General features: G+C 61.7%; 15 protein-coding genes. 10 read left to right on the top strand and 5 right to left on the bottom strand.

The window, feature by feature from the left end; all coding sequences use genetic code 11:
- Window positions 1–153 precede the first annotated feature (153 nt).
- Complete coding sequence (locus tag HX790_RS15865; RefSeq protein WP_017136715.1) at window positions 154–561, bottom strand: response regulator; 408 nt, start codon at window positions 559–561, stop codon at window positions 154–156.
- A gap of 60 nt (window positions 562–621) precedes the next feature.
- Window positions 622–816, bottom strand: coding sequence for a Flp family type IVb pilin (locus HX790_RS15860; protein ID WP_017136716.1), 195 nt, complete (start codon window positions 814–816; stop codon window positions 622–624).
- Between the two features lie 331 nt (window positions 817–1,147).
- On the opposite strand from HX790_RS15860, the gene cpaB reads away from it, so the two are divergent.
- Genes cpaB through HX790_RS15820 form a run of 8 tightly spaced genes read left to right on the top strand, consistent with a single transcriptional unit; the run spans window position 1,148 to window position 8,560 of the window.
- The gene (gene cpaB, locus HX790_RS15855; protein WP_176991778.1) at window positions 1,148–2,074 is read left to right on the top strand and encodes a Flp pilus assembly protein CpaB; all 927 of its coding nucleotides are present in this window, start codon (window positions 1,148–1,150) and stop codon (window positions 2,072–2,074) included.
- A 15-nt stretch (window positions 2,075–2,089) separates the two neighbouring features.
- Window positions 2,090–3,310 (top strand): type II and III secretion system protein family protein, encoded by a 1,221-nt coding sequence (locus HX790_RS15850; RefSeq protein ID WP_099548151.1) that lies wholly within the window; start codon window positions 2,090–2,092, stop codon window positions 3,308–3,310.
- Window positions 3,307–4,500, top strand: coding sequence for a pilus assembly protein (locus HX790_RS15845; protein ID WP_176991777.1), 1,194 nt, complete (start codon window positions 3,307–3,309; stop codon window positions 4,498–4,500). The genes HX790_RS15850 and HX790_RS15845 overlap by 4 nt, the downstream gene beginning before the upstream one ends.
- Window positions 4,497–5,759, top strand: a complete 1,263-nt coding sequence (locus tag HX790_RS15840; protein ID WP_017136720.1) for a CpaF family protein — start codon at window positions 4,497–4,499, stop codon at window positions 5,757–5,759. Before HX790_RS15845 ends, HX790_RS15840 begins: the two co-directional genes overlap by 4 nt.
- Window positions 5,760–5,778: 19 nt before the next feature.
- Window positions 5,779–6,660 (top strand): type II secretion system F family protein, encoded by an 882-nt coding sequence (locus HX790_RS15835; protein WP_026013678.1) that lies wholly within the window; start codon window positions 5,779–5,781, stop codon window positions 6,658–6,660.
- Between the two features lies 1 nt (window position 6,661).
- A complete protein-coding gene (locus tag HX790_RS15830; protein WP_099548149.1) occupies window positions 6,662–7,555 on the top strand; it encodes a type II secretion system F family protein in 894 nt (297 codons plus the stop codon).
- 10 nt (window positions 7,556–7,565) lie between these two features.
- The gene (locus tag HX790_RS15825) at window positions 7,566–8,288 is read left to right on the top strand and encodes a tetratricopeptide repeat protein (protein ID WP_017136723.1); all 723 of its coding nucleotides are present in this window, start codon (window positions 7,566–7,568) and stop codon (window positions 8,286–8,288) included.
- 2 nt (window positions 8,289–8,290) lie between these two features.
- Window positions 8,291–8,560: a DUF3613 domain-containing protein gene (locus HX790_RS15820; protein WP_017136724.1), complete on the top strand. Its 270-nt coding sequence runs from the start codon at window positions 8,291–8,293 to the stop codon at window positions 8,558–8,560.
- A 188-nt stretch (window positions 8,561–8,748) separates the two neighbouring features.
- Here HX790_RS15820 and HX790_RS15815 read toward each other — a convergent pair whose 3' ends face one another.
- Together HX790_RS15815 and HX790_RS15810 are read right to left on the bottom strand one after the other, a co-directional pair.
- Window positions 8,749–9,531, bottom strand: a complete 783-nt coding sequence (locus tag HX790_RS15815) for a response regulator transcription factor (protein ID WP_017136725.1) — start codon at window positions 9,529–9,531, stop codon at window positions 8,749–8,751.
- Window positions 9,532–9,657: 126 nt separating this feature from the next.
- Window positions 9,658–10,131, bottom strand: coding sequence for a prepilin peptidase (locus HX790_RS15810; protein WP_017136726.1), 474 nt, complete (start codon window positions 10,129–10,131; stop codon window positions 9,658–9,660).
- Between the two features lie 72 nt (window positions 10,132–10,203).
- Between HX790_RS15810 and HX790_RS15805 the strand changes: the two genes are divergently transcribed.
- Both HX790_RS15805 and HX790_RS15800 read left to right on the top strand, forming a co-directional pair.
- A complete protein-coding gene (locus tag HX790_RS15805) occupies window positions 10,204–10,644 on the top strand; it encodes a TadE/TadG family type IV pilus assembly protein (protein WP_017136727.1) in 441 nt (146 codons plus the stop codon).
- Window positions 10,641–13,370: a PAS domain-containing sensor histidine kinase gene (locus HX790_RS15800; RefSeq protein WP_176991776.1), complete on the top strand. Its 2,730-nt coding sequence runs from the start codon at window positions 10,641–10,643 to the stop codon at window positions 13,368–13,370. The genes HX790_RS15805 and HX790_RS15800 overlap by 4 nt, the downstream gene beginning before the upstream one ends.
- Here HX790_RS15800 and HX790_RS15795 read toward each other — a convergent pair.
- The gene (locus HX790_RS15795; protein WP_176991775.1) at window positions 13,367–15,343 is read right to left on the bottom strand and encodes a pilus assembly protein TadG-related protein; all 1,977 of its coding nucleotides are present in this window, start codon (window positions 15,341–15,343) and stop codon (window positions 13,367–13,369) included. The two genes, HX790_RS15800 and HX790_RS15795, sit on opposite strands and share 4 nt — an antisense overlap.
- Window positions 15,344–15,458 lie beyond the last annotated feature (115 nt).

The raw sequence follows: 15,458 nt of genomic DNA, 5'->3' as shown, positions 1-15,458 counted from the left end.
GAGTGAGGGCACACCGAGCCTAAGCGAGGTGCCGAGTGGTGGGGCACAGACCTTTTGGTTACTTTTGGGGCGTTTGCCAAAAGTGACCCGCTGTAAGAGCGGAACCATAGGCCGCCGTTACCGCAGCAACGGATATGTACTCAACAACCCCCGCTACAACCGAGACTTGCGCAAAGGAAAAAGACTGTTAAGCGTATCAATCAAGCGCACCAGATAAATGGGCTTGCGAAACAAATCCAACACCTGCAACCGCAGCATGTCACTCACATCATCCATCTCCGCATGCCCAGACATCACAATCACCGGCAAATGCTGACGATCCGTGTGCTCACGCAAGCGCTTGATCAACGATATCCCACTCTCCTCTGGCATACGCAGGTCAGTGATAACCAGGGCAATGTCAGGATTCAGCGTCAGTTCCTGCAATGCGTAAGTCACAGAGCTGGCGGTAAAACAAACGAAGCCCTCGTTCTCCAGCGACTCCGCCAGTTCTACGAGGGCATCTTCTTCGTCGTCCACCAACAGGATTTGTTGACGGAAAGGTACAGCTGCAGCATTCATGGGCACTACCTGATGTCACCACTCAAAACCATCTGAAATCAACAGCAGGCCGTCCCAAACTCACAACGCGGTGATCGCCGCCTGAATTCTGGCAAAGAAGGCCGTAATCTGAGGCCCCAGCGTCGTCCCGGCTGCCAGTATCACCAATGCTACAATCGCCACGAGAATGAGGTACTCAATCGCGGTCGCGCCCTCTTTGCGATGAAAAAGTAGCTGAAGTTGAACATGGAGTTTAATCAACAGTTCGAGGATCATCGTACTACTCCTATGGGCGACCAGACGCCCTAGCTCGGTGCTGCACAGTAATTGCCATGTGCCACCTGAGCATTGTCAACAAACCCCACCCTCACAACTGTAAGAACTGATTAATCACAAAGTAGTGGTCGTTTTGCTGGCGCCTGAATCCCTTGTTTTCAAGGCTATCGAGGCGCGCCACGAAGAAATCTTTCTGTCAGTAATGGCATTTTGTCCTAGCTGAACTACCTTCAAATAGCGAAATAGTTAGTCACTGTTCATAGCAGCCGAGTTGCGGAATTAGCCTGTTGGGATCGACGGGTTTTGGTGCAACAGGAAAAGGAGAGCCGTCATGAACACGCGTCTCAGCATGGTACTTGCCGGTGTGCTCTTGGTCGGTGCGCTGTTTGCCGGTTATTGGGGGTTGGTGCTCAGCCGCGAACCTGCCCCGGCGCCGCCACCACCGCCTACCGCACCGGTAGAAAAAGCCGTCGCCGTGGTCGAGGACCAGACCCGCCAATCGGTGCTGGTGCTGGCCCACGATGTACCGCCCTTTATTGCCCTGACCGCCGCAGACCTGAGCATCGAAAAACTGCGCACAGCGCCAGCGGGCAGTATGACCAGTGTTGACCAGGCCATCGGCCGCACACCATGGCGCGCCTTGCAGGCCGGCACCTGGCTCAACGATGAGAGCTTCAGCCCCGGTGGCCCACTGGCCCGCATGATCCGCCCCAACGAACGCGCCCTCGCGGTTGCCGTCGATGAAGTGATTGGCGCTGCCGGCCAATTGAGCCCAGGCGACTATGTGGACGTGTTGCTGTACCTGCGCCAGGACGTCGCCAACGTCGAACAATCCGCTCAAGTGGTGATCCCTGCCATGCGCCTGCTCAGTGTCGGCGATCAAATGGGCCTGACCAACGACGGCGTTCCCGCTTCACCACCAGCAATGACCGCCGAAGAAAAAGCCCAACGCCATGCCCCCTCTCGCACCGTGGTGCTGGCGGTGCCCGAACAACTGCTGAGCCAACTGATGCTGGCGACCCAGGCCGGCACCTTGCGCCTGGCGGTGCGCAGCGCCGATGAACGCTTGCTGAGCCACTACTGGGCCGGTGAGAGCGATGCACCGGGCAAGCTGCAAAGCGCTAACCGCGACCTCTACCAATTCACCCAGCTGGCCTTCGTCCAGGCGCCCAAAAAAGTCGCCCAGGGTGGCCCCGCGCGCCGCACCGGTGTTGAGGTGATACGCGGTAATCAAGCAACCCAACAAACACCCGACTGAACAAGGATGCTGTGCATGAACCGACGTTTCGCACCGGTGTTCACGCTGAAAATCGCCTGTGCCCTGATGCTGTCGAACTTGTCTGTGGGGCTCGTTGCAGCCGCCCCGGGCAACTGCGGCAGCCTGGGCCAATTACCCGCAGCACTGTCGGTGGGCGAGGGCCTGCAACAGGAGCTGCAATCCCCTGTCGCCATCACACGCCTGGCCATTGGCGACCCGAAAATTGCCGACGTACACCTCAATGGCGATCGCGGTTTCCTGCTCACCGGCGTGGCCTCCGGCACCACCAGCCTGATGGTCTGGACCGCCTGTTCGAACACGCCGCGCCAGAGCATGGTGTTCGTCAAAGGCAAGGCTACCTCGGCATTGACCAGCCTGTCGCTGTCGCCGTCAGAAGACCCGACGCTGCCCAGCCAGGTACAGACCGATATCCGCTTCGTCGAAGTCAGCCGCTCCAAACTCAAGGAAGCCAGCACCAAGATCCTCGGCATCGGCAGCAACTTTTTCCTCGGCAGCCCCAAATTGCTCTCGCCTACCGTCGACACGTTCAAGCTGCCGGTGAGCACCACCAACTTTAATATCGGCTTTGGCGGCGGGCGGGTTTCTGCCCTGATCAATGCCCTGGAAAGCAGTGGTTTTGCCTACACCCTGGCGCGTCCAAGCCTGGTAGCCATGAGTGGGCAAAGTGCGACTTTCCTGGCCGGCGGCGAAGTACCGATCCCGGTGCCCAGCAGCGCCAGCAACAACATCTCGATCGAGTACAAAGAGTTCGGCATTCGCCTGACACTCACGCCAACGGTGATCGACCACAATCGCATCTCCCTCAAGGTGGCACCCGAAGTCAGCGAGCTGGACTACACCAATGCCGTGGTCATTCAAAACATCCAGGTGCCGGCCCTGACCATCCGCCGCACCGACACCAGCGTGTCACTGGCCGACGGCGAAAGTTTCGTGATCAGCGGCCTGATCAGCAGCACCAACACCACCAATATCAGCAAGTTTCCAGGCCTGGGCGATATCCCGATTCTTGGTGCGTTCTTTCGTGATTCCTCGGTCAACCGCCAGGACAAAGAGCTGCTGATGATCGTCACCCCGCACCTGGTGCAGCCGCTGGCCGCCAACGCCCAACTGCCGTCCTTGCCCGGCGAGAAGCTGCGCAACTACGACCCGAACTGGTACCGCCTGTACTTCCTGGAAAACGGCAATTTCGACCGACTCAATGGGTTGTCTCAATGAGCGATAGCCTGAGCCAGACGTTTCTGGCAATCACCCGCAACAGCACCGACCTGGAATGGCTGCAGGGCGCGCTGGCACCGCTTGGCCAAGTGGTCAGCGCCGGCAGCGGCACCCTCGACGAGCTGCTCGCGCTGGTGGACGTGACCTTCGCCAACCTGGTGTTTATCGGCCTCGACCGCGAACACGTGGTGGCCCAAAGCGCGCTGATCGAAGGCGCGCTGGAGGCCAAGCCGATGCTCGCCATCGTCGCCCTCGGCGATGGCATGGACAACCAGCTTGTACTCAATGCCATGCGCGCCGGCGCCCGCGATTTTGTCGCCTATGGCTCACGCTCCAGCGAAGTCGCCGGGCTGGTACGTCGCCTGAGCAAACGCCTGCCGCCGGTGACCACCAACACCCAACTGGGTGGCCTGACCGTGCTCTACGGCACCCAGAGCAATGCCGACGGCGCATTGCTGACCAGCCACTTGGCGCTGGTGGTGCAAAAGAGCGGCCAGCAAACCCTGTTGCTAGACCTGGGCCTGCCGCGCGGTGACAGCCTGGCGTTGCTGGGGCTGGAAAGCTCGTTCAATTTCGGCGATGCCTTGCGCCACCTCAGGCGCCTGGACACCACCTTGATCAACAGCGCGTTTACCTGCGCCGAAGAGGGCCTGCGCATCCTCGCCTACGCCCCCAACGACGAGCCCCTGGCACAGACCAGCGCGGCCGAGCTGTACATGCTGCTCAGTGCCTTGCGCCAACACTTCCAGCACATCGTGGTGAACCTCGCCGGCCAGCCCGACAGCGAAGCGCTGCGCACCTTTGTCAGCCATTGCGACAAGCTGTTGTGGTGCACCGACCAGAGTGTGCTGGACTGCCGTCGCAACCTCGGCGTGCTGAACCAGTGGCGCGAAAAAGGCATGAAGCTGGAACACGCCAAGCTGCTGGTCGACCGCTACATCAAAGGTTGCGCGCCCGACGCCGAAGCCCTGGGCAAAAGCTATGGGCTGGAGGTGATCGCGGTGCTGCCGCTGAGCCCGGAGGTGCGCCTGAATGCCAAGAACCAAGGGCAAACCCTGTTCGCCCTGGCCCCACGCGAAACCCTGACCCACAACCTCAAAGCTTTGGGCGAGCGCCTGGCAAAGCGCTCCGAAGGCATGAAGCAACCCTCGCACACCTGGTTTGAACGCCTGCTGAGGGCTGGCAAATGAACGGTGAAAAACTCTTCGGCGCCCCCGCTCGCGGCCTCGGTGGCAACACTGACCACGACGGGCTCAAGCTGGTGCTGCATCGCTACATCATCGATGCCATCGAGGAGTCAGGCAAAAACTTGCTGGAGGGTTCACGCCCGCTGTTGGCGCAGTTTGTCATCGACAAAGTGGCCGAATACATCAACCGCATGCACCTGGCGATTTCCCGTTATGAGATGGAGCGCCTGGCCGAAGAGATCGTCGATGAACTGACCGGTTTCGGCCCGCTGGAAGTGCTGCTGCGCGACCCGTCAGTGACCGAAATCCTGGTCAACGGCCCGCACCGGGTGTTTATCGAACGTGACGGTTTGCTGCATCAAAGCGACCTGCGCTTTATCGATTCGCACCACGTTGAACGCGTGATGCAACGCATCCTCGCACCGCTGGGTCGGCGCCTGGATGAATCGTCGCCGATGGTCGACGCACGCCTGCCGGATGGCAGCCGGGTCAATGCAATCATCCCGCCGATTGCCCTGGACGGGCCGTGCCTGTCGATTCGTAAGTTTCGCAAGGACATGCTCAAAAGCAGCGACTTGGTGGCGATGCAGACCATCGACCAGAACATCTTTGACTTCTTCCAGGAAGCCGTGGGCAAGCGCTGCAATATCCTGATCAGCGGCGGTACCGGCACCGGTAAAACTACGCTGCTCAATATTCTCAGCCAACTGATCAACCCCCATGAACGCCTGGTCACCATCGAAGACGTGGCCGAGCTGCAATTGGGCCACCCCCACGTGGTGCGCCTGGAAACCCGCCCGCCGAATGCCGAGGGCCACGGCGAGGTCAAGGCCAGCGACCTGATTCGCAACGCCCTGCGGATGCGCCCCGACCGCATCATCCTTGGTGAGATCCGTGGCGTGGAAGTGCTTGATGTACTCACCGCCATGAACACCGGCCACGACGGTTCCATGAGTACCGTGCACGCCAACAACGCTGCCGATGCATTGCTGCGCCTGGAAACCCTGGTGGGCTTGACCGGCCGTGTGGTGGCGGAGAAAACCCTGCGGCAAATGATCTGCGCGGCGCTCGATGTGGTGATCCAGTTGACCCGTTTGCCGGACGGGCGTCGTTGCGTCAGCGAAGTGGTGGAGGTGGTGGGTATCCGCGAAGACGTGTACGTGACCAATACCCTGTTCCGCCATGACCGGCGCACTGGCTTCGGCTTCTTGCGCGAGGCGGTCAACCCTGCCGGCGATAAACTGCGCCGCGAACCGGCTTAGCCTTGAAAGGGACATGACCATGACCGGGGCCATCCTGCTACTCATCTGTTTGATCCTGATCGGCCTGTCGATCCGCTCCTTTCAGAACGGCCTGCGCCGTGCCCAGACCGAGCGGGTACTGAGCCGGCTCGCCGAGGGCCAGCCGCAGCTCACCGAAGAAGCCAACCAGTGGAGTGGCGTGGAGCGGATGTTTCTGCGCGCAGGCCTGGGCAAACCCACGGACAGCCTGGGCCTGTGGCTGGCGATCTGGGCCCTGGGCGTGGCGTTGGGGCTGCTGGTGGCCGGCTGGCTCGGCCTGCTGGTGATGCTGGTGCTGCCGCCGGTGCTGCTGCGCCTGTACATCGCCTGGCGCTACCAGCGGCGCATCAAGCGCATGATCGAACAGCTGCCGCAATTGCTCGACCACACCGTGCGCAGCCTCAAGGCCGGGCGCACCCTGGCCGACTCGGTGCTGGGCGGTATCGAGATCACCGAAGACCCGCTGCAACAGGCCATGGGCCGTATCCAGCGCAATGTGCAGTTGGGCGTAAGCCTGCCGGAGTCGACCCACGACTTTGCCGAGTTCTACGAGCGTGATGAGTTTCGCCTGTTTGCGCTGGGCTTGAAGATCAACCATCGCTATGGCGGCAATGCCAGCGAACTGTTGGAAAACCTGATCAAGATGATCCGCGAGCGCGAGCAGGCCGCCCGCCAGTTGCGCGCCCTGACCGGCGAAACCCGCGTGACCGCCTACGTGCTCGGCGCCCTGCCCATCTCGATGATCGGCTACTTTCTGGTGGTGAACCCGGCATACCTGATGACCATGTGGAACGACGGCACCGGGCGCACGCTGTTGTTCGTGGCACTCGGCATGCAACTGCTGGGCTGCTTCACCTTGTGGCGCATGCTGCGGAGTGTATGAGATGGCTATCCCACTGCTGATCAGCGCCGTAATGCTCCTGGCCGCCCTGGCGCTGGTGCTGGCCAACCTGCTCAAACATCGGCGCGGCCAGCGCCTGGTCGCCCAGCGCTTGCAGGGCCAGATGGGGCGTGAACGCACGCTCAATACGTTGATGCGCCAGTTGGGCAACAGCCCTATCGCGCAACGCTCGGTCAGCCTGGACAACGAGACCCAACTGCTGCTCAGCCGCGTCGGTTGGCGCCAGGCCAGCCAACGTTCCATGTTCGCCGCCCTGCAGGTCGGCACGCCGCTAGTGGCGCTGGGCGTGGTGCTGGTGGGCCAGGAGCTGCTGTTTCCCCACACGGCCTCGCCGTGGCTGGCGCCCGCAATCGGTATGGGCATCGGTTACCTGTTGCCCAAACGCATCCTGGCCTGGGCCGCCAAGGCGCGTCAGCAGCGCATTTCCCGTGAGGTCTCGACCTTCATTCCGCTGCTGCGCATCCTGTTCGAGTCCGGCATGGCGGTTGAACAAGCGCTGCGCGTGCTGAGCATTGAAGCGCAGCGCCTGCTGCCGGACCTGACTTATGAACTGCGCCTGATCCTGACGCGTGTCGACTCCGGCCTGGAGCTGAGCGAAGAACTGGGCAAGACCGCACGGATGCTGGCCGTGGATGAATTCACCGACACCTGCACCATCCTCCAGCAACTGGTCCAGCAAGGCGGCGGTGCGATGAAATCGCTGCTGGCGCTCAAGCAATTGCTCGACGACCGCCGCCTCACGCGCATTCAGGAATTCGTGTCGAAGATGTCGGCAAAGATGTCGGTGGTGATGATGGTGTTCCTGTTTCCCGCCCTGCTGATCGTGCTCGGGGGGCCGGCGTTCATCGGCATCTCCCGGGCCTTGAGTAACTTATGAGGACCGCCCGATGAAAGCCTTGATAGCCGGTTTGAGCCTGTTGCTGCTCGGGGGGTGTGCCACCAACGGCCAAACGCCGTGGGCGGCCCTGACAGCGGGCGGCAGTTGCCCCAAACCTGGGTCGGACCAGGAACTGGCGCTGAACCTGGCCGATGAAATGGCCGGCGACGGCAAGCTGCACGCCAGCCTGGCGAACCTGCAGAGCCTGCCGGCCAACCTGCCCCAGGTGCGCCTGCGCCAGGCCAAGGCGTATCGCCTGCTCGGGCGTAGCGAGGCACAGCCGCTTTATCAAAGCCTGATCGGCACCTGCATGGCGGCTGAAGGCGAACACGGCCTGGGCCAGTTGGCCTCGGCCAAGGGCGACAACGGCCAAGCCATGGCGCACTTGCAACGCGCGGCCCGGTTGGCGCCGACGGATGAAAAAATCCGCAATGACCTGGGCGTGGTGTACCTCAACCAACTGCGCCTGGAAGACGCACGCTTCGAGTTCATGACTGCCATGGAGCTCAAGCAGAGCGACCCGCTGGCGGCGATCAATCTGGTGACCCTGATGATCTATCAGGACAACTGGAAGCAGGCCGCGCAGGTGGCCAGCCAAATGAACCTGAGCCCTGAACAAGTTACCGACGCCCAGGCCCGCGCCGAGAAACTCAAAGGCGCCAGCGTTCCCGTCGCCAAGGTCAAAGACCAGGTGGCTACCATGAGTGATGCCGCAAGCACCCCGAGGAATTGATCATGAAAATGCTATATCTCACCAGCCTCGCCGTGCTGGCACTGCCCCTCAGTGTCATGGCCATTGAGCCCGGCCCGTCATCGCCGCAGCAGGCGGTGACCGAAAGCTGGCTGACCTTGCAGTCCAGCGGGAAAGCGGCCTCAAGCACCCAGCAAAAAGCCTCAGCCGCCGAGCGTGACCTGGCGGCGCAACGCTTGCTGGAAAGCTACAAGCACCCGATTCCGGAGTACTTCGATCAGAAGGCGGGCGGGACAGCCCAGGGCGGTAGTTGATAGCAGGACGCGGAGCGTCCTGGGCGGCATTCCCACGCAGAGCGTGGGAACGATCATTCAGACACAAGCGGGCTTTCTGTGGCGAGCAAGCTTGCTTGCGCTGGGGTGCGAAGCGCCCCCAAAAAAGCCGGGGACTGCTGCGCAGTCAACGGGAGCAAGCTCCCTCGCCACAGCAAGCCCGCTCCCACTCAGTGGGCGGTGACTCGCTGGCGCATCGCCGAGTTGTTAGGCGACAACGCCAGCGCCAACTGCGTGCGGTTATGCATGTGCGTCAGGCGCAGCACCTGGGACACATACAGCTTCACGGTGTTCTCGGTAATGCCCAGCTCACAGGCAATCTGATAATTGGTCTGCCCCTTGCCCACCAGCCGCGCAACATCCAGCTGACGTGGCGACAGTTGGTTGAAGATCGCCGGAATCTCCACCGGCCCGGCCTCCTCGGCCGACGCCTCGTCATTCTCATGCCCTGGCGGGCTGCGGCGTGCTTTGTCGAGGTCCTGGTACAGGTCGTTGATGGACTCGGAAAGAAATTGCAGCTTCTGGTTCAAGTGCCCCAGTTGCAGCTCTTTCTTGCGCTCCTCCAACGCCGCTTCCTGGCGCTGCAAGCCTTCGAGCAGCTCATCGAGGTTGATTGGCTTCTGGTAGTAATCCGCGATCCCCGCACGCAGCGCCTTGATCACATCCTGCTTGTCCGCGCGACCGGTCAACATGATCGCCTCAAAGGCGCGTTGCTTGCCCGCAACCTTCTGCAGGGCCTGGACCAACTCGATGCCGTCCATGTCCGGCATATGCAGATCGCACAGCACCAGGCCAATCTCGGCGTCTTCGGTAAAACGCTTCAAGGCCTGCTGGCTGGATTCACACGGGACGCAGCGGAAACCGCTGCTTTCAAGAAATTCACAGAGCTCCTCCACGATCAGCGGTTGATCGTCGACCACGAGCACTTTTACTGCAGAGGTAAGCTTGTTCACGCGCTACTCCATGCATTGCAAGCCAAAAGTTTGACTAATCCTTCACCACGAATATTCCCGTACATCTACGTATTAAACGTAGACGTACTTTCCGACTATGTACATAGCGTTAATACCCTCAGACGATTAATGGATCCAAAACCAGGTGGCGGCGAACCCCACCAGTAAAAACGGCGCAAACGGCAGTTTTCTTGACGGGTCCGGCGCCAGATAACCCAGATGCTTTTTAACCCCTTGACTCATAAGCGGCCAAAGCTTTGGCGCTGCCAATAGCCACAGCAAATTGGCGATCGCGGCCCCCACAAATGAACCCAGCAAATAGTCGGCATTGGAGGCCAGCGCCAAGGCCGAGAGCAGCTTTACATCCCCCGCTCCAAGGCGGCCAAGGGCGTAACCGGGCAAGGTCAGCAGCAGCGCCAGGAAAAACGCCCACAGCCCCTGCCCGACGGAGGCGCCGAGCCAGGTGTTGCCCGTCCACACGAGGTAGATCAACGCCAACAACGCCGCGCCCAGCGTCAGGCGATTGGCAAGCAAGCGCTGGCGAACGTCCTGCACGGCACACAGCCCCAACCACAACAGCACCACTGCACTATGGATCACGTAAAAAACATCCCTTTTCGCCGATTGATTCTATGCTGATATCAAGTAGTAGCCGTCAGGGTAGACGCGGTGATGAAAACAAGCCTCCCGGAAAAGCAAAAAGGCGCGGCAGCCATCGAGTTCATTGCCGTGTTTGTGATTTTTTTTGCCGTGTTCTACGGCACGGTCAGCTATAGCCTGCCGCTGCTGCTGTTGCAGTCGTTCAACCAGGCCACCGCCGAAGCCGTGCGCCAGAGCGTAGGGCTGGACCCGAATATGCAAGGCTACCCCGCCGCCGTACAGGCCACTGCCAAAACGGCGGTCGCCAACCGTTTGGGGTGGATTCCCAACGCCTACAAATTCGACGCTTCCACCCAAGTCACCACCACCTTCACCAGCGGGCTGTTGTCGGTGCAGATCAACTACCCGTCGGCCAACCTCCAGGCGGTGCTGCCCTTTATTGTCCTGCCGGGCATCGGCACCGTGCCGCAGTTACCGGCAACTCTGCAGGCCCAGTCGAGCCTGCAGTTTTGACTTCGGGGGACAGACTTTTCGGGCGCTTGCTCGGTCGCAATGGCGCGCTGGAAATCGACACGCCCGCGCCGCCGTCTGCCGGGTTGCATGTGCAACTGGATAGCCAAGGCCGCGTGCTCGACCTCAGCGGCACGTTGCGCCCACAGTTGCCGCCACTGGTTAACTCGCCGCGTTTGCAAGAACTGCTGAGTGCCCATAGCGCCGTAACGGTTGAAGGCGTGCCCGCGGACTGGCAGCGCCACAGCCTCGACCTGGATTTTCACGGGATCGCCGGGCAAACCCTGCACACCCGCGGCACGCTTGAACCCCACGACAATGGCTGGCTGCTGCATGCCGTAGACATTGGTGATTTGCTCGGCGGCCGGCAATTGGCCGAGCAGCGCGAACAGAACCACCAATTGAGCAGCCGCGTCAGTGAGCAACTGCGCGTGTGCAGCCTCAGCCGCCTGCCCGAGGTGTTCAACGAACAGTTAAGCAGCGTGGCGCAGCGCTGGCGTATCCCCTGCGTGGCCCTGGCGCTGCTCGATCAGGAAGACCAGGGTTGGAGGGTCTACAGCCAGTACGCCAACCATGATGCACCGTTGTTCTGGCACACTGGGCAACGCCTCGGAACCTGCCTGGACAGCCTCAACGGCACCACGCCGCTGAGCCTGAAAGCGCCTTATGGGCGCGGCGAGCACCCGCGTTTGCACAGTATTTTCGGCAATGCCGATGGGTTCCTTGTGCCCTATCGCGATGGCCAAGGCATCGCCGCATGGCTGCTGTGCGGCGCGTACAGTGGCCAACTGCACAGCAACGACCGCGACTGGCTGAACCTCGCCGCCGCCCTCGCCGCCCCACTGCTCAGCCGCCTGCGCGAACACCGTCACCATCAACAACTCGAGCGCCAGGAAGCGTTGCAAGGCCTGCTGGGCACGGGCTGGTTTGAGTTATTGCCCGCCAGCGGCGAGATCCAGCTCGCCCCCCAATTGATGCGCAACCTCGACCCGGAAGACGGCCCAACCCGGCAACCCCTCGAAGCGTGGCTGAACCACATTCACCCCGCCGACCGCCAGGAACTGCACAGCCGTCTACGCGACCTGCAAACCCTCGGCAAACCCTTGCTCGCCAGCGCGCGCCTCAACCGTGGCGACAGCGTCGCGCCGACCTGGTATCGCGTGCAGGGCCAGGTGCTGGGCGCCGGTGAACAGCGGCGCTGGGTCGGTTTTATGCTCGACATCAGCGACATCCAGAACCAGCAGCTGCAAGCCGATGCCGCCCGCGCCCGCCTGGATAACCTGATTGCCAGCTCACCGGCGGTGATCTATGTGCAGCGCTATGTGAATGGCGCGCTGCAGCCGGTGTTTTTCAGTCACAGTCTGCTGCCCTTGCTCGGTCGCACCCTGGCCGAATGCACCCATGACAACCTGGTGCAATGGGTACACCCGGACGACCGCGACCTGTACTTCCAGCGCACCCGCCAATTGCTGCGTGAAGGCAGCGTGCGCAGCCGTTACCGCGTGCAAGACACACACGGGGATTACCACTGGCTGCTCGACGAAGCCAAGCTGCTGCGCGACGACTTGGGCGTGCCGGTAGAAGCGGTCGGCCTGTGGCTGGATGTGACCGAGGCAACCTTGGCCGCCCAGCAGGTCAAGGACAGTGAGGAGCGCTATCGCATCCTTGTGGAAGACTCCCCGGCAATGATCTGCCGCTACCGCCCGGACCTGACCCTGACCTTCGGCAACACGCCGCTGGCCAATTACCTGGAGTGCCTACCTGCGCAGTTGCGCGGGGTCAACCTGGGTGAATGGCTGTCGACCGAACAGCGCGAAGCGTTTGTGCAGCGCATCCAGCAGTTGACGCCGGAGTTCCCGGTGAGCACAGCCGAAATCAGCCTGCAGTTGCCCGGCCGCGAATATGCCTGGTGGGTGTGGTCGGACCGAGGCGTCTTTGATGAGCACGGCACCCTTGTGGAAGTGCAGGCCGTGGGCCGCGACAACACCGAAGTGCGGCGCTCCCAGCAGCAACTGACGCAAAGCGCGAAAATGGCCACCCTCGGTGAAATGGCCACGGGCCTGGCCCATGAGATCAACCAGCCGCTGAACGTGATGCGCATGGCCATCGTCAATGTGCTCAAGCGCCTGAGCAATGGCGACGTGCAGATCGACTACCTGACCGAAAAACTCCAGCGCATCGACGCCCAGGTGCAGCGTGCGGCGCGGGTGGTCGACCATATGCGCGTGTTCGGCCGCCGCTCGGAGGTCGAGCAGCAACCTTTTGACCCGGCGCAGGCGTTGGAGGGCACCTTGTCGTTGCTCAGTGAAGGCCTGCGTGGCAAAGGTGTTGAAGTGCGCCTGACCCAGGCGGATATCCCGGTGCAGGTCAAAGGCTACGTCGACCAGCTTGAGCAAGTGCTGATCAACCTGATGGTCAACGCCCGCGATGCGCTGTTGAGCCAGCGCGAAAAAAACCCCGAGCTGCGCCCGTGGATTGCCTTGCACACCGAACACGACAGCCGCCACGTGCGCATCTGGGTCGAAGACAACGGCGGCGGCATCGACCCGCGCTTGCTGGAGCGCATCTTCGAGCCGTTTTTTACCACCAAGCCGATTGGCGTGGGCACCGGGTTGGGCTTGTCGGTGAGTTACGGCATCGTCGAGAACATGGGCGGGCGCCTGAGCGTCAGCAACGGCGAACACGGCGCACGGTTCTGCGTGGAACTGCCCAGGGCCATCGACGTTTAAATCACCAGGTAAGCCTCGCCGGTCTGGCCACAGGTGAGGTTGGCGCCGACGTTCACATTCACCAGGCTGATGCCGAGCATACTCAGCAGGTTGTTGAGGATCGGGTTGAGCAGCGGGCCGAGCAAGCCATCCACCACCGGCGTGACAATCGCGCTGACGCCACTGAGCAGCGCTGTGACCGTAGGCGCCAGAATGCCCAACGGGCTTCCTCCGGACGGTTGGTAAGCCGTGATGCCCACGCCATTGAGCGTGGTTGAAAGGCTGCTCACCACATTGGTGGCGGGTGTCGCAGCCTGATAGGTCGGCGCAAGGCCCACGTTCGGCGGCGTGGCAAACGGCGTGGTACTGGAGAACACCAGGGTTTGATTGCTCTGCGCAATCGGACTGACCACCTTGATCGCGATGCCACCACCGGCAAACGGCACGCGCGGGTCACAGCTGCCGCTGCCGAGTATCTTGTGGCAGGTCTTGGTACCAACATCAATCAGGGGTAACGGCGCTACCGTCATCGGTAAGGTGGTGGAAAACGCATTGGTAATACTGCCCACATTCAACGACGCCAGCGAGGTGGTGGTGTACGCCGTCAGGCTCTTGGTGCCCGCGTTGCCGGTGGGGCAGCTGTAGGCGGTGACGTAACTGCTCGCGGCCCCGGCATCCAGTACGATGTTAATCGGCAGGTTGCCGGGTAGCACCAGCAAATCCGCCTGCTGGCAACCGGCGCCCAGCAAGCACAAGGCCGAGTTGATCGTGCTCACCAGGTTCAGGTTCAGCAGGCTGCCGAGCACCGGCGTCAGTGGACCCAACAAGTCGTTTACCGCCGTGTTCAGCCCCGACAACGCACTTAATACTGGCAAGCTCACGGTCACTTCAGTGCGCACCTGGGCGGTACGTACGTAAATTTTATTTGGCCCTGTAGGGTTGGCCGCCGCCAGCACCGGGTTGCCGATCGCTGACAACTGTGGCGGTTCGATCACTTTGACCTGAGTGGTGATATTGGCCAACCCCAGCACACTCACGGGCAAGGTCGCCGCCGCCGCGCTTTTGCTGTTGGACAGTTGCACCACGCCCTGGATCAGTTGGAACACCTGCAAGTTGGCATTCAGCGCCGCAGCGGTGGTGCCGGTCTGCAATTGCAGAATCTGCCCGACGGTCAACGGTGCCTGGTTGATCGCGGCGACTTGCAAGCTGCCCAGGGCGGTGATCACGTCCGCCGTTGCGCCGTTGGCGGTCAGTACGGTGACCGCGGCCTGGATCAACTGCGCGGCGGTGACGTTGGTGTTGAGCAGCTGGGTGTAGTTACCGGCGGCCACGTTGAGGTTGACCGCCAGTTGGTTGAGGTAACTGAGCAGGTTGATATTGGTATTGAGCAAACCATTCCACCCGGCGACCGTCAGGTTGACGTTACCGCCGAGCAAGCCACTGAACAGCGGGTTCAACAGGCTCGCACTTGCGGTGTTGACGCTGGCCAGGGTGCTGTTGATGGTCAGTTGGGCCGAAGGTGGCGTGGGCACCGCCGCTACGGCGGTCGCGGTCAATACGGTATTGATGCTCACCGGATTGCCGGAGAACAACGCCCAAACCCCGGCGGCCACGCTGGTGGTCACGGTTTTGCTCACCACCACTTGAATCGCCGATGACACTGCAGGGTTGGCACTGAACATGCGTCGGCCCGACGCGCCGGTGGTCACGGTGCCGCATTGGGTCACCAGGGTATTGCCGCTGCCCACCACAAAATGATTGCGCGCCACACTCTGCCCGGCAAACGCTGCCGCGCTCAACCCGCTCAGGCACGTGCCGCTGCGGCTCACCGCTTCCAGCGCCGCCGTATCTGCCACGCCTTGCAGCTTGCGCTTCTCCAGGTACAGGCGGCCGCTGTCGATCATCAACAATGTAAAGGCCAGCGCCACCGCCAACACGCCGGCGGCCATCAGGCCGATTGTGCCACCTTGCCTGGAACCAAGTCGGGGAGACATCGAGCACTCCTGTGCCGGCGAGTTGCCGAGCGCTTACTCTCCTGGGATGCAATTGAGTGTAGACAAGGGCTGGAGGTGGTGAAGATCAAAAATGTGGGGCTTGCCCGCGATGGCC

It is taken from the genome of Pseudomonas sp. IPO3747, from assembly GCF_013385245.1.
GTDB lineage: Bacteria > Pseudomonadota > Gammaproteobacteria > Pseudomonadales > Pseudomonadaceae > Aquipseudomonas > Aquipseudomonas edaphica.
Note: the sequence above shows the minus strand (reverse complement) of the source record. Positions and strands in the feature narration are given on the sequence as shown.